General features: G+C 31.9%; 13 protein-coding genes, 8 tRNA genes and 1 rRNA gene. 11 read left to right on the top strand and 11 right to left on the bottom strand.

Going from position 1 to position 13,175, the window contains the following annotated elements:
* The first annotated feature begins 2 nt into the window (after positions 1-2).
* The 11 genes from KQI68_RS07395 to KQI68_RS07445 all read left to right on the top strand — a co-directional run bounded on the left by KQI68_RS07395 (position 3) and on the right by KQI68_RS07445 (position 10,741).
* On the top strand, positions 3-1,118 hold the full coding sequence (locus KQI68_RS07395) for a hypothetical protein (RefSeq protein ID WP_216549498.1): 1,116 nt from the start codon (positions 3-5) through the stop codon (positions 1,116-1,118).
* A gap of 14 nt (positions 1,119-1,132) precedes the next feature.
* Positions 1,133-2,905, top strand: a complete 1,773-nt coding sequence (locus KQI68_RS07400) for a hypothetical protein (protein WP_216549499.1) — start codon at positions 1,133-1,135, stop codon at positions 2,903-2,905.
* 50 nt (positions 2,906-2,955) lie between these two features.
* Complete coding sequence (locus KQI68_RS07405; protein WP_216549500.1) at positions 2,956-5,262, top strand: pyocin knob domain-containing protein; 2,307 nt, start codon at positions 2,956-2,958, stop codon at positions 5,260-5,262.
* Positions 5,259-6,629 carry a hypothetical protein gene (locus tag KQI68_RS07410; protein WP_216549501.1) on the top strand — a complete coding sequence of 457 codons (1,371 nt, stop codon included), beginning with the start codon at positions 5,259-5,261 and terminating at the stop codon, positions 6,627-6,629. Before KQI68_RS07405 ends, KQI68_RS07410 begins: the two co-directional genes overlap by 4 nt.
* A gap of 9 nt (positions 6,630-6,638) precedes the next feature.
* A complete protein-coding gene (locus tag KQI68_RS07415) occupies positions 6,639-7,340 on the top strand; it encodes a hypothetical protein (protein ID WP_216549502.1) in 702 nt (233 codons plus the stop codon).
* Between the two features lie 25 nt (positions 7,341-7,365).
* Positions 7,366-7,644: a hypothetical protein gene (locus KQI68_RS07420; protein WP_216549503.1), complete on the top strand. Its 279-nt coding sequence runs from the start codon at positions 7,366-7,368 to the stop codon at positions 7,642-7,644.
* Positions 7,645-7,689: 45 nt separating this feature from the next.
* The gene (locus KQI68_RS07425; protein ID WP_216549504.1) at positions 7,690-8,184 is read left to right on the top strand and encodes a BppU family phage baseplate upper protein; all 495 of its coding nucleotides are present in this window, start codon (positions 7,690-7,692) and stop codon (positions 8,182-8,184) included.
* Position 8,185: 1 nt separating this feature from the next.
* Positions 8,186-8,830 (top strand): hypothetical protein, encoded by a 645-nt coding sequence (locus tag KQI68_RS07430; protein ID WP_216549505.1) that lies wholly within the window; start codon positions 8,186-8,188, stop codon positions 8,828-8,830.
* A gap of 12 nt (positions 8,831-8,842) precedes the next feature.
* Complete coding sequence (locus KQI68_RS07435) at positions 8,843-9,586, top strand: peptidoglycan recognition protein family protein (RefSeq protein ID WP_216549506.1); 744 nt, start codon at positions 8,843-8,845, stop codon at positions 9,584-9,586.
* Positions 9,587-9,705: 119 nt separating this feature from the next.
* Complete coding sequence (locus KQI68_RS07440) at positions 9,706-10,227, top strand: phosphodiester glycosidase family protein (protein ID WP_343221686.1); 522 nt, start codon at positions 9,706-9,708, stop codon at positions 10,225-10,227.
* Between the two features lie 193 nt (positions 10,228-10,420).
* Positions 10,421-10,741: a phage holin, LLH family gene (locus KQI68_RS07445; RefSeq protein ID WP_216549508.1), complete on the top strand. Its 321-nt coding sequence runs from the start codon at positions 10,421-10,423 to the stop codon at positions 10,739-10,741.
* 37 nt (positions 10,742-10,778) lie between these two features.
* Here KQI68_RS07445 and KQI68_RS07450 read toward each other — a convergent pair whose 3' ends face one another.
* The 11 genes from KQI68_RS07450 to rrf all read right to left on the bottom strand — a co-directional run bounded on the left by KQI68_RS07450 (position 10,779) and on the right by rrf (position 13,175).
* Positions 10,779-10,982, bottom strand: a complete 204-nt coding sequence (locus KQI68_RS07450) for a hypothetical protein (protein WP_216549509.1) — start codon at positions 10,980-10,982, stop codon at positions 10,779-10,781.
* Positions 10,983-10,997: 15 nt separating this feature from the next.
* Entirely contained in the window at positions 10,998-11,900 is a 903-nt protein-coding gene (locus KQI68_RS07455) for a tyrosine-type recombinase/integrase (RefSeq protein WP_216549510.1), read from the bottom strand.
* Positions 11,901-12,128: 228 nt separating this feature from the next.
* Positions 12,129-12,203: transfer RNA gene (locus tag KQI68_RS07460), tRNA-Gly, on the bottom strand.
* 29 nt (positions 12,204-12,232) lie between these two features.
* A tRNA-Thr gene (locus tag KQI68_RS07465) sits at positions 12,233-12,308 on the bottom strand.
* Positions 12,309-12,498: 190 nt separating this feature from the next.
* A tRNA-Asp gene (locus tag KQI68_RS07470) sits at positions 12,499-12,575 on the bottom strand.
* Positions 12,576-12,579: 4 nt separating this feature from the next.
* A tRNA-Val gene (locus tag KQI68_RS07475) sits at positions 12,580-12,655 on the bottom strand.
* A gap of 4 nt (positions 12,656-12,659) precedes the next feature.
* Positions 12,660-12,734 (bottom strand) — tRNA-Glu (locus tag KQI68_RS07480).
* 13 nt (positions 12,735-12,747) lie between these two features.
* Positions 12,748-12,824: transfer RNA gene (locus KQI68_RS07485), tRNA-Met, on the bottom strand.
* A 27-nt stretch (positions 12,825-12,851) separates the two neighbouring features.
* Positions 12,852-12,940, bottom strand: a tRNA-Leu gene (locus KQI68_RS07490).
* A 10-nt stretch (positions 12,941-12,950) separates the two neighbouring features.
* Positions 12,951-13,025 (bottom strand) — tRNA-Asn (locus KQI68_RS07495).
* 33 nt (positions 13,026-13,058) lie between these two features.
* A 5S ribosomal RNA gene (rrf, locus tag KQI68_RS07500) occupies positions 13,059-13,175 on the bottom strand.

Consider the following 13,175-nt stretch of genomic DNA (forward strand, 5'->3'; position numbering starts at 1 on the left):
AAATGGCATGGGCTAGAATTAATAGTTATAACAACAATCAAGCAGATGTTACTATCGGAGGGTTAGAATATAGTGCAAGGCAATATGATGGATTTTGTTTATATTTAGATGGAGTAAAAATGGGTTGGCGTGACCCAGTATCTTATAGTACAACTGGAACAGCTAATGTTGTCTTTGATTTAAGTCAAAAAAGAAATGGTGGAAGTACACAAGCTGGTTATTATACAGCTAGCATTTACGCTATATGGAGAGGCGTTGAATACAATGTCCCTATAAGTGGGAATTCTGGCATTAGAATTACTTCTGGTGGTGGCTGGAATCCAGAGCCATCACGACCTACTGTAAGACAAATGACAAAAATAAAAATTTCAAAAATAACTGATGCTAGCGATAATTATTTTAATGTTAGTTATAAGTGTAATGGAACTGGGCTTATTAAATTTGTAAGTGTCACAAGGAGACAAACTGGGAATAAGGATATACTTGAAGAACACTATGTTTCAGAGAGTGCAGTTAATGATGATGGTTGGGCATATTTAAACACAACTTTTTCTGCTGGAGATAATGGGGTCTATAGTGCAAATTTAGAGAATTTTGGAGAGCTTCCACTAGGTACTGTTCAAATAATTGGAGAGCATAATTATAATGTTGGATTTGCCCCATCTTCGAACCCTTTTCTTTGTATAAGTCAACACTGGTTTAGTAGTTACAACAGAACCTACGAGGCAACTATAACATATCCTTATTCGCAGGGTAGATATGATTACAGTAGCCCTAGAATTGCTGTTGCATCTTTTAGGGGATTAACTGCTGAATGGAACAAACTAGTAAATCTGGCTTATTATTTAGAGGCGACTACTAAAGACTCTCTAAATCGAAGCAAATATTCTAACTACATTCCTAGAAGTGGAGATTTTGTTACTGCTGATATGTATAATTCTTTATTAGATTCTATTGAAAGCTGTGCAAGAAGTATTGGCATTTACGATAGGATGCCTAGAAGAGTTAGCTCTGGAGATATTATACCATCTAATTTCATATCAAAACTTGGCGATATAATAAATAAGTGTACAGAAGACCAAAAGATGGTTAAAAACTCCAATGCTATAGACTGGTAAAGGAGCGTGATTAAATGTATTATAATTCTTATTCAAACCCCATAATAACTAATTATCGCTATTCTGCTGATGGTGATAAATTATCGCAACAAATTACAAATGAATCTCATCAAATAAGTCATTCCTGTGTTCCTTTAAATGAGCTTCCTGATGAGAAGTTTCTTCTTAAAGTTGTTATTGGTGGCTTTGAATTAATTGAAATAAAAGACCCTGAAGCTCAACTTAAAACAAATGAGTATTATGTGGATTACACAAATGGTTTTATATATTTTAATGATAGTAGAAATGGTAAGAATGTTACTGTTAGCTATAGTGGAATGGGTGTTACCTACTTCCCTGCATCTAGAGTTTGGCTGAAAGTTGATAATAAAAACACAGTAGTTAAAACTCTTGCTGATATTGAGGGAGAAATCGAAAAATATCAAGAAGTTCAAAGTGTTAGCGACCAAAAAATAGCTGATGTAAACAATGTAATTTCTCAATTAGATACTAAAACAAAAACTGGCGAGCAAACAGCAAAGGATTTAGACAACAAAACTAAAGAGGCTAAGTCTGCTTATGATAATTTCAATAATTCAAATTTTAAAGCAAATTTAAAGACAGCTAGCACAGTAAATCAAGATTTAGTAAACAATACTAATAAAGCTAAGTCCACTGAAAGTTCTTTAAATAGATTGAGCAGTCAAGCTCTCACAAACAAAACAGCTCTTGAAGAAAAGAACAATGAGGCTGTTTTAAATCTTAAAAATTTAAATCAAGTTAAGAGTGCATTGGACAGTTCAATCGCCACTTCACAAACTAAAAAAAGTGAATTGGATGGCTCAATATCAAGTGCTAAAATAGAGAAATCAAACCTTGACAATGCTGTTGTTAAGGCTGGTAATAGTAGAAATGAACTTGAAAAATCTAAGAGTGATGTTAATGGAATTTTAAATAAAATAGATACATCAAAAAGTGAATCTAACCAAATATTAAGTGGCTTGAATGAAGAAAATACAAAAGCAACAAGCAATATTAATTCATTAAACACACTTAATACTCAAGCTCAATCCAATAAGAAGATATTAGATGAAAGTGTCGCTAAAACTAATGGACTGAAAGAAACTTTAACTCCATTAATAGATAGTGCTACTAACATCAAAGGTGGGCTTGATGATTCTATCTCAAAAGGACAATCTCTAAAGACTGGGTTAGATAGTGCTATTGAAAAAGGAACTCCACTATCAAGCACATTAAATACAGAAAACACTAAAGCTGAAAAAAACATAAAAGATTTAAATGCTAAAAATCAAGAAACTAAAGTATATACTGGAAATTTACAAAATGTTGTTGATGCTGGAAAGCAAACACAGAAATATATTGAGGACAAAGTCTTAGAAGTTTCTAACATTGTTCCACTTGTAGATAAAGCAACGGAAAATGCTAAAACAACTTCAAATAAATTGGAGCAAGAAAATACTAAAGCAAAGACATTAACTGATAACCTTGTGTCAGAACAGCAAAAAGGGAATTTGTTAAAAAATGAGCTTGAAAAAGTTAATAATGGTGGACTAGAAACTCATGCTAAGTTAGTTGAGTCTAATAAAAATGCTTCAAATACTGATGACAAATTATATAAAAATCTAACAGAAGCTAAAGCATCTATTCAAAGACTTGATGAGGTAATTGCTAGTGCTGACTTAGATAAATATATTACTGAGCCTAAGTTAAATGTTGCTTTGAAAAATTATATTTTAACATCCGAAATTGGCTCAGTTCCTTTAGATGAAATTAGAGCTTTAGTTTAATATAAATTAAAAGATAGGGGAGACCTATCTTTTTTTTATTGGAGGGATTTATGAAACAATTTATAGATAAAGAGGGATTGAAAGAATTTAGTGAGGGTGTGAAAAAGAAATATGCCCTCAAAATTGATTTGGATAAAAAAGTAAATATTGAAAATGGCAAAGGACTATCTACAAATGACTTTACCAATGAGGATAAGGCTAAGGTGGGTAAAATTCCAAATAACTGGCTTACTGTTGGGCGTGAATTGATTAGAAATTTTGAATGGAGACAAGAATTTTTTAATAGCTTTAGCTATATAATAAGCAATGATAGACCTTTTTTGTCTGGTATCGTAAATTTAGAAGAACTTGATGATACAAAGGAAACTGGAATTTATTTTTTTCTTGCTAGACCTGAAGACTTAAATAGTCAATTTATGTTCACTATACAGGATAAAAGGTATTTAGCTCAAGGTGGTTTATTGTTTGTACAAGCAATAGCCAATAAAAAAGAAGTTCATCAGACATTGCTAGTTCACTCTTCAGAAAAAAGAAGAGGGGCATATATTAAACTTGATTCAGGAACTTTTATTAATAGAGCATACTCGAGGGATAGCAGGCAATGGAGTGAATGGAGAATATTAAAAACTCAACTCGAAGGCTTGGTCAACACTAAGGCAGATAAGTCTGAACTTCCTACTCAGCTATCCCAACTGGCAAATGATTTGAATTTCAAAACAGAAGTTGAAATCAAAAAATTAATTAATGATAATGCTAGTCTCAAAAAAGAAATCGTTACTTCCCTACCTCAATCTGGAAAAGACAATGTTATTTATTTATTAAAAGACAATAATGGAAAAGATGACAATAACTATTTTGAATATTTGTGGATTAATAATAAATGGGAATTAATTGGGAATACCAAGGTTGATTTAACTAATTATGTTAAAAAAGATGAGTTTGGAAAACAGGAAGTGTTATTAACTCCTTCTGACCCTAGTGGTCAAGTTCCTATAGAGCAAGCACTTCAAAGTGTTTATGAAATGGTCGTTAGTTTTTCACAAACTGCAAGTAAAGTTCTTACAAAGGAACAGGCTGATGTTTTATATACAACTAAAAATTTTGTTGAAGATACATTAAAAAATAAAATTGAGTCTACCAAGACAAGTTTAATACAATCTTTTAATGAATCGGTTGAAACTAGGGTTGCTAAAAATAATGTTGTAAATAATTTGACCACTGGTGGAGTTTCTAAAGTTTTATCTGCTGAACAAGGCAAGATTTTAAAAGCTAATTTAAATAATAAAGTCGATAAAATAAATGGCAAGGGTCTATCTACAAATGATTTTACAAACTCTCATAAACAAAAGGTTGATGCAATACCTAACAATCCAAAATACACAGATACCACTTATGATTTAAGTCCTTATGTTAAAAAGACAGATTTACCAACTAAATTATCTCAACTTGAGAATGATGAAAATTTTCAAACTTATGAAGCTTTGCTTTCAGCCATAAACTCTTCCTATACCAGCTTAGAAGATAAGCTTGCAAATAAAGTTGATAAAGTTGAAGGCAAGAGATTAAGTGCAAATGATTTTACGAATAATTGGCTACAAAAGTTAAAATTAAGTTATAGTAATAACGCAATAAAAATCACAACAAAAGAAGATTTTCTAACTTTCATAACAGCAAGAGAGGAAGAACACAAAAGAGGAATAACAATTGTTCAATTGGCTCAAACAGAGAACCTCAAAGACACACAGTCCAATGTTGTCTTTGGGCGAGGTTTTGCTATAAAGGACAATCGCACAGTATGGTTGTTCATTGGCAATCCTTTTGATGAAGATGAATATAAAAATCAATTTAAAGTCTATATGATTACCAATTATGGGAATGAGAGTTCTATTAAAATATATAAGGTTTTTTCAACAGAAAGTATTGATAACAAAGTAGACAAAATTTCTGGCAAATCTCTATCCACTAATGATTTTACTAATGAATTGAAAGCAAAATTAGAAAAAGATATATCAATTTATTCTTTAAATAGTTCGGATTTAGACACTATAAATAAAGCTGGTTTTTATTCTTGTAGAAGTTGTAAAAACAAGCCATTAGATGGACACGCATATGCCACTTTAATTGTTTCTAAAGCTGATTCCACAATTGATAATAGTAATACCGATACAGTTCAGATTTATATTGATAAAAACAATGATGTGTTTATTAGAAATAATATAGACTCATCTAATTGGGTGGCATGGAAAAAGATTGGTGGAGAACTTCCTGCGATTTTGAGCAAAGTATCAAGAATTGAAGGCAGTATGTCTTCCCTATCTCCTATTCCAATTTCAGAAATAGAGGAGGCGTTTAAATGAAATATGTAGATGAGAATGGTTTAATTGAAATTAAAAATAAAATAGATGAGGTTAAAAACTCATCTTCTAGGACAGCTACTTATGTTATTGCTTCTTATAATTCTTCTGATATATCTAAAGCTGGTGCTGATTATGTTCTTGGCGAATATGAATGTATAGCACAAGCAATCAATAAAATACTCAAGCAACATGAAGAGAAATATACAGGTGGTTTAAAAATACAGCTTACAGAGGGTGAGTTTAATCAAATAAGTGAAGAATCAATTAATATAAACAAAGATTGTGTAGCAATTTGTGGATATGGTCAAAGCACTTGTATTAAAATTGTTAGACAATCAAAATTGCTCTCAAATGATTATCTTTTCAATGTAACAGCTGACTATGATTTTTTTTTGAATGACATTTGCTTAGCTACATCTTATAAAAACTCAAGCGTAGGGTTTGTAAACATAAGAACTTCATCAACACATTTAACAAACGTTATTTTTGAGGCTCTTCATATTGAAAACAACATCATAAATATTGGTGATAGTTCTTCTAATGTTGAACCTATTCTAAATATAACTATAACAAATTGTGTTTTTTCAAATGTTTCCAGAATAAATGCTAAAGAAAACAGCTCTGTCATTAAAATAAATCCAAATGTTAAATATGTTACCATTAACAGTTGTAACTTTGACATTAATTATTGTAATAATATTTTTGACGTATATGGAAAAATTTGCAAGATAAACAATTGTAACTTTAAGCTAAAAGAAAGTTCATTTCTCCATTGCAAAGGTAATGCAAGTGGAAGTTATTTAACTTTAAGTGACAATCACATCTCTTTAGAAAAAAACAAGGATAGCAACACAATTATTTCAATAGAGGGACACTTTAACTCCATTTCCAATTGTTGTTTTTTTGTTAGCACTGACGAAAGTTCTGAATTTTACAAATATGGTGATTTTATAAACATTGACGGCGACAACAATAAGTTACTAAACTCCGAAATATTTTTAAAAAATGTTTGTCTTAGAAGTGCAGTTTGTGTTTTATATGGGAATAACAATATTATACAAAACTTTTACAACATATACACTAACTCTAGTCCTCATTGTGCAATTTATGGAAATCAGAATCGCATCGATGGATGGTGTGTGATTCCATCTAGCAATGATGGGGAGACTAGTACTTCGCTTAATTTAATGGGTGATTCAAACACAATCTCAAACTGCTCGTTATATTCTACAAACAGTTTTGATGTAATGGGTAAAAACAATAAAGTGATATTTAATAACTTAACAACAGAATCAGAAGATGTACCAAATTTGAGTGAAAGTACCATCAATGTCGGAAATATAATTATTCAAAAAAACAATCAATGAGGTGATTAAATGGCTTATTTAGATAAAGATGGACTATTAAAAATAGCTTCTTATTTTAAAGATTTGAGAAGTAAATTAAATAATAAAGTTGATAAGATAAATGGAAAGAGTTTAAGTTCTAATGATTTTACAGATACACACAAAAACAAAATAGATGCTATTCCCTCTAACCCTAAATATACAGATACTGTTACAACTGTTGAAAACGTTTTAACTTCTACTTCTACTTCTAACGCTCTTTCAGCTAATCAAGGAAAAATATTAAATGATTCATTATCAAATAAAGCTGATAAGTCTAATGTCAGTAGGTGCAAGACTAAAGGTTACCCTAATGCTTCTTCTTGGCAATCTGTTTCAAATATGAGAGATGTAGAGGATTGGATTGGAGATTTTGATAAGAGAACTAGAGAGCTTAAAGACAGTGGAGGTGGAAGTGTGGAGACCGACTCTTTCAGAGGTGCAGTTTGTATAAAAATGGGGAAAATAGCATCCTTATATGTTGACCCAGAACAAGCAGACAGCTCTTTCATGTTGCGTTCTAAATTTTTACCTTCCAGCTTATATTGGGAAAAAGCAAGATACGCAGGCAGTATTCCAGAAATAGGTTTTAATGTTTCAGGCAACGCAAACATAGGAATTAGGAAAGATGGAACTGTTCGTATGTATGGTAGTGCCAATGCTGCTGTAATGATAACATATTTTACTGATTAATTTATAAAAAAAAGAGGGTGATAAAATGCTAGAGCTATATCAACCTATTGTTAACTTTGGTGTTTTGGTGGTTATTGCTGGTATGTATTTGTATCAAACCCCAAAAACCATAGAAAAGGTTACCAAGGTTATTGAATCTAATACAAATGCTATTAATGATTCAAAGATATATCATGAAAGAATGGAAGATTTTATGTTAAACATGAAGAGCGACATTGAGGCAATCAAAACAACTCAAAATGATGAGGAGATAAGAGAAATACTTCTTAGAATTGAAAAAAAGGTAGATGAATTGGGAAAATAACTGGGGTAGGCTTTTGACCTACCCTGCTTTATTGGAAGGTGTTTTATGAAAAAAATATTTAAGGTAGATTTGGATATTAAACGTTCTGCATCTACTCTTATTGGTGCTGTTCAATATGATAAAAACACTTCTGTCTTATCTGTAATTCTAACTGATGGTGGAAGATTAGTAGAGATTCCTGATGGTTATAAGGTTGAACTTATTTTTAGAAGACCTGATAAAAGGATTTTAAAAATTGAAGGTGAAATAGTCAAAGGCGAACGTGGACAACTTTTAAATTTCGTACTTAAATCAACAGCTTTAGCTGTGTTTGGTGTTGCTGATTTGGAAGTTAGAGTTTTTAATGCTTTTGATATTTTGACAACAGGAAGATTTGCTTTAGAAATCAGAGAGTCATTATTATCAGGACAAGTCATTGATAATGAGGAATCTGATTACACTACCCCAAAAGGGTTTACTTTGGAAGAAGTTGTTAAGGCTTTAAATTTTGAGCCTATTATGGATGATGTGATTAGAAAAATTGTTTTAGGAGGAATTTAAAATGGCAGAACAAAGAAAGTATTTAGATGAACAAGGTTTAAGAGTATTATCAGAAGTTAATAAGGAATTATTTGTTCAAAAAGAATCTGGAAAATCTTTGACTGATGAAAACTATACAAGAGCTGAAAAAGAAAAGTTAGCTACTTTACAGCCATATTCTGTTGCTACATCTACTGCTGATGGACTAATGTCAACAGTTGATAAGGCTAAAATTGACAAAATAGCAGAAGGTGCAGAAGTTAATGCTATTAATAAAATTAAAAAGAATGGCGTTAATGTTCCAATTCAAGACAAAGAAATTGATATTAAAGTTCCTGTTAATGTATCAGAACTTGTAAATGATAGTGAGTTCATGAACAAGGCTGATTTTGATACAGCTGTAAAAGAAGCTTTGGCGACTATTGGTAGCTTTAAAACAGAAGTAGTTGCTGAACTACCTGCTACTGAAACTGCTAAAGAAAACACTCTATATTTAGTTAATTCAAACACAGGTGACACTAATATTTATAAAGAATATCTATTTGTTAATGGTAAGTTTGAACTTATTGGAGATACAGCTGTTGATATTGATTTGTCATCATATTTAAGAAAAGATGAGATAACTGCATTTTCAGCAGAAGAAATTAGAACTATTTTAAATGCTTGATGAGGTGGTATTTTGAGATTTAGATATAAACCTATATCAAATAAAAGACAAATTGGAAAGAAAAGAAGCTATGACAGTATAAAATATATAGTAATTCACGATACTGGCAACCCTAGTAGGGGTGCTAATGCTGAAATGCACTATAGATATTTAAATAATGCTACTCGCTATGGCTCTGCTCATTATTATCTTGATGATAAGGAAATCATTCAAACTATTGGTGATAGTCTTGTTGCATGGTCTATTGGTGATAAATGGGGATATAAGAACAATCCTAATAGGATAGTTGATGCTTTTAATTCCAACTCAATTTCAATTGAACTTTGTGTTAATTCTGATATTGACAAAGAAAAAGCATACAGAAACCTTGTTGAGCTTACTAAAAATCTAATGGTGAAGTTTAAAATTCCAGCTAGTCGTGTTATTAGACACTATGATGCTACTGGTAAATCTTGTCCAGATAGTTGGAAATCTAATAATTGGTCTAAATGGAAACAATTCAAGGAAGATATTCAAAAGCCAATAGTTGCTAAAATTGATTTATCTAAAGATAGTGAGTTTAATTTTAATGATATTTCTAATGAGGTGAATAACAATATGACTGAAACAAACAAAAACAACACTCCTTCTGATTGGGCTAAAAAGGAATGGCAAGAAGGTATTGATTTAGGTATTACTGATGGCACAAGACCTAAAGATACAGCTACAAGAGAAGAAGTCAATTCTATGATAGTTAGGGCTTTAAAAAAAAACTAAATAATAAGCTAGCTTCAAAATCAACTACTGAATATTTTGAAACTGATAATTTAAAAGTAATCAAGACTGACATAGATAACATTTATGTTCAGCAATTAGGTGGTAAAACTTTGAGAGATGTGGGTGCTTATGGTATCAATGGAACATTTTTTGATACTGCCTCCCCACAACTGTCAAGGTCTACTTGGGGAATTTCAATTAATGATTATAAGCCTATAGGACAAAATGCTAGTGTCAATCATTGGAAGAGCAATATTAAACGTGGAACTTTTATTTATGATGGGGAGAGAATTGTAGTTGAGAGAATTAATAATATCAATGAATCTAAACTTAAAGCTAAATTTGCTGTTGGTGGTGTTGGTCTTATCCCTGACTATGACCCTGTAGTTGAAAAAGTTCCTTCTGATATTTTAAGAAATACTCATCATACTGCCATTGCATTTAAGGGTAGAGATGTTTATTTAATAATTACAAAGAAGGAATGTTCTATGAATATATTTAGAGGTCATATTAAAAGATTAGGTGTTGATGGTGCTGTTGCTCTTGATGGTGGTGGTTCTACTCAAATGTTATATAAAGATAACAAAGGCAGACACACTTCAAGAAAATTAAATACGATTATTGGAATTAAAAATGTATAATTTTTTTGTCACAGATACAATATCATATTTGTGACATTTTATTGTAATTTATAAAATTGTTTTATAAAAACGCTTTCATTTTGGTATCTTTTTTGGGTTTTAATATTTATTTCATAAGATAAGTTTAGTAAATATTGCAAACTCAAATATGATACTATTTTGAACGTTAGATAAGAAAGTGGTGAAATTTATAATGGAATTTAATTATACGGATATTGCTCAAGCTGTTGCAGTCATTATTTCTGCTGGTGCTGTTGCAATATTAAGTTATTGTATGTCTAAATATGGCAAAAATAATGTTAATAAAGTTTTAGATTATGTCAGAATAGCTGTAAAGGCTGTAGAGCAACTTGGATATGTGAATGGCTGGGATGGTAAGCAAAAGAAATCTGAAGCTTTAGATTATGTAACAAAAACACTAAATGGAAAAGGAATTAAGTGTGAAAGAAAAGATTTAGATATGATGATTGAGTCTATTGTAGCTGAATTTAATAGATTTAATAATCAGAAATAAATCAAGGGAGGGTTGATACCCTCCCCTATTTTTGTTTTTAGTTTTCTTTATTTTTATTTTTATAATATTCCAATTGTTCTCGCCTTAATTCATCAGCTTCTTTCTCCTTTTGATTTCCTTCCTTTATTGCCTGTATCGTAATATATATTAACAATATTAAAAATGCTACAGCTCCAAATATAAAATGTTTTGCAAGTCCTAAACCAGCAAAAACAAGGAACAGTAAAATAAATAAACACATTGTTGTTTTCTCCTTTTAGTCTAGTTTATCTATTGGTGATGCTACTTTATGATTTCTAGCTAAATCTTCTGTTTCTATTTTAACATATCTTCTAGTCATTTCAAGTTTTGAATGTCCTAATATCTTTTGTAAATATAATAAATTACATCCCTCATTGCGAGCATATTCTGTTCCAAAGTAGTGCCTCAATTGATATGGTGTTATGTCGACTCCAGTATAATCACTATATCGAGCTAAACGCCTTCTAAATCTATCTGTTGTAAATTGTTCACCTTTGATTGTATTAAACACATAAGGGCTACTTATATTGTATCTTAATAATGCTTTTAAATATATCATAACCTTAGTTGATGTTGGCAAAACTCTTTCTTTTGATGTTTTTGATATTTCCTCTCTAATATATATTAGGTTTTCTGGGAAAACTAAGTCATCAACTAGTAATTTGCAAGCTTCATTGGGTCTTATTCCAGTATCAGCTATTAAGAGTATCATTGAATAGTCTCTAAGCCCAGCATAAGTTCTAACATCTATTCCTGATAGCAATTGTTTTAAATCTTTTGTATTGCATGGGTTTGGATTGAACTCTTCTCTTCTTGTTTTAATTCCAATTGTTTTTATTGGATTGCTATTAATTACTTTAGTTCTAATTAAGTAGTTAAAATAACTGTTGCTATATTTTATCATTAAATTATATGATGTTGGCTTGTAAAATCCTATTGCTGTAAAAAAATCTAATATTTGATTGCATAAAATATCTTCATCTTCATAATTTAATCTTTGGTTAATTTTACTATCAATTCTTGAAAAATATGAAATATAATTTTTGATTGTTACTTCTCTAACTTGTTCTAATTTTTTTAATTTAAGAAATCTTTCTTGATACTCATCTAACATAAAACCATTTCTACCTATTAACATTTTTAACCCTCCTATTAGTTTTTATCTATATATTATTTAATTTAATAAATAAAAATACAGACCATATGAATGATAAATAACTTGTATTTAACCTGTATTTCATACGGTCTGCTAGGAAAATATTATATAGTTGAAATTATGTGTTTTACATAGATTATCTTAAATCGTTTCTGGTCCGTAGCCAGACGCTCTATCCAGCTGAGCTAAGGATACAAAATAATAAAAAAATGGAGCGGATGACGAGATTCGAACTCGCGACCCTCGCCTTGGCAAGGCGATGCTCTACCACTGAGCCACATCCGCATAAAGTAAAATATTTTATTAAGTTTAAATGGAGCTGGTGGGAGGACTTGAACCCCTAACCTACTGATTACAAGTCAGTTGCTCTACCAATTGAGCTACACCAGCACATTTACTAGTTAAACTTATTCATTGTTAATGTAGTTTAATAAATAAGCTTTTAAAAGCTCAAACACTCTCGCCCTTACGAGCATCCCGACCTATCATCAATTTGTTTTACATATTGGGTTAGGATCGTCACTACACCAGCACGTTATTCTAGTTAAAATATTAATATGTTGATGAAGTTTGATTAAAATGGCGACCTGGAAGGGACTCGAACCCTCGACCTCTAGCGTGACAGGCTAGCATTCTAACCAGCTGAACTACCAGGCCACTTTGGTGGACACAATAGGGCTCGAACCTATGACCCCCTGCTTGTAAGGCAGATGCTCTCCCAACTGAGCTATGCGTCCATATTGGTGACCCTGCCGGGAATCGAACCCGGGATACCACCGTGAAAGGGTGGTGTCTTAACCGCTTGACCACAGGGCCTTATAAATTTTTATGGTAGCGGGAGAAGGATTTGAACCTTCGGCCTTCGGGTTATGAGCCCGACGAGCTACCAAACTGCTCCATCCCGCGTCATCTATACCCGGCTACATATTTTTGTGGTGCCGAGAATCGGAATCGAACCGATACGGTGTTTAACCACCGCAGGATTTTAAGTCCTGTGCGTCTGCCAGTTCCGCCACCCCGGCATATTTTTTCTGGCTCTCAGGGTGGGACTCGAACCCACAACCTACCGGTTAACAGCCGGGTGCTCCACCATTGAGCTACCTAAGATTATTTGAGGGATCTTTCATCCCCCTTTTTCTAAACTGGCGATAACTTACTCTCCCAGGCCGTCTCCAGCCAAGTACCATCAGCGGATTCATGCTTAACTTCTGTGTTCGGTATGGTTACAGGTGTGTCCATGATCCTATTCTCACCAGA

Origin of the sequence: Peptoniphilus ovalis (assembly GCF_018919265.1) — a bacterium.
Taxonomy (GTDB): Bacteria; Bacillota; Clostridia; order Tissierellales; family Peptoniphilaceae; genus Peptoniphilus_A; species Peptoniphilus_A ovalis.

Bases quoted from the DNA above. Each gene is read 5' to 3' on its own strand.
- KQI68_RS07430 (WP_216549505.1), top strand. From the start codon at position 8,186: ATGGCAGAACAAAGAAAGTATTTAGATGAACAAGGTTTAAGAGTATTA.
- KQI68_RS07445 (WP_216549508.1), top strand. From the start codon at position 10,421: ATGGAATTTAATTATACGGATATTGCTCAAGCTGTTGCAGTCATTATT.
- KQI68_RS07415 (WP_216549502.1), top strand. From the start codon at position 6,639: ATGGCTTATTTAGATAAAGATGGACTATTAAAAATAGCTTCTTATTTT.
- KQI68_RS07455 (WP_216549510.1), bottom strand. From the start codon at position 11,900: ATGTTAATAGGTAGAAATGGTTTTATGTTAGATGAGTATCAAGAAAGA.
- KQI68_RS07405 (WP_216549500.1), top strand. From the start codon at position 2,956: ATGAAACAATTTATAGATAAAGAGGGATTGAAAGAATTTAGTGAGGGT.
- KQI68_RS07420 (WP_216549503.1), top strand. From the start codon at position 7,366: ATGCTAGAGCTATATCAACCTATTGTTAACTTTGGTGTTTTGGTGGTT.
- KQI68_RS07425 (WP_216549504.1), top strand. From the start codon at position 7,690: ATGAAAAAAATATTTAAGGTAGATTTGGATATTAAACGTTCTGCATCT.
- KQI68_RS07410 (WP_216549501.1), top strand. From the start codon at position 5,259: ATGAAATATGTAGATGAGAATGGTTTAATTGAAATTAAAAATAAAATA.
- KQI68_RS07395 (WP_216549498.1), top strand. From the start codon at position 3: ATGGCATGGGCTAGAATTAATAGTTATAACAACAATCAAGCAGATGTT.
- KQI68_RS07400 (WP_216549499.1), top strand. From the start codon at position 1,133: ATGTATTATAATTCTTATTCAAACCCCATAATAACTAATTATCGCTAT.
- KQI68_RS07450 (WP_216549509.1), bottom strand. From the start codon at position 10,982: ATGTGTTTATTTATTTTACTGTTCCTTGTTTTTGCTGGTTTAGGACTT.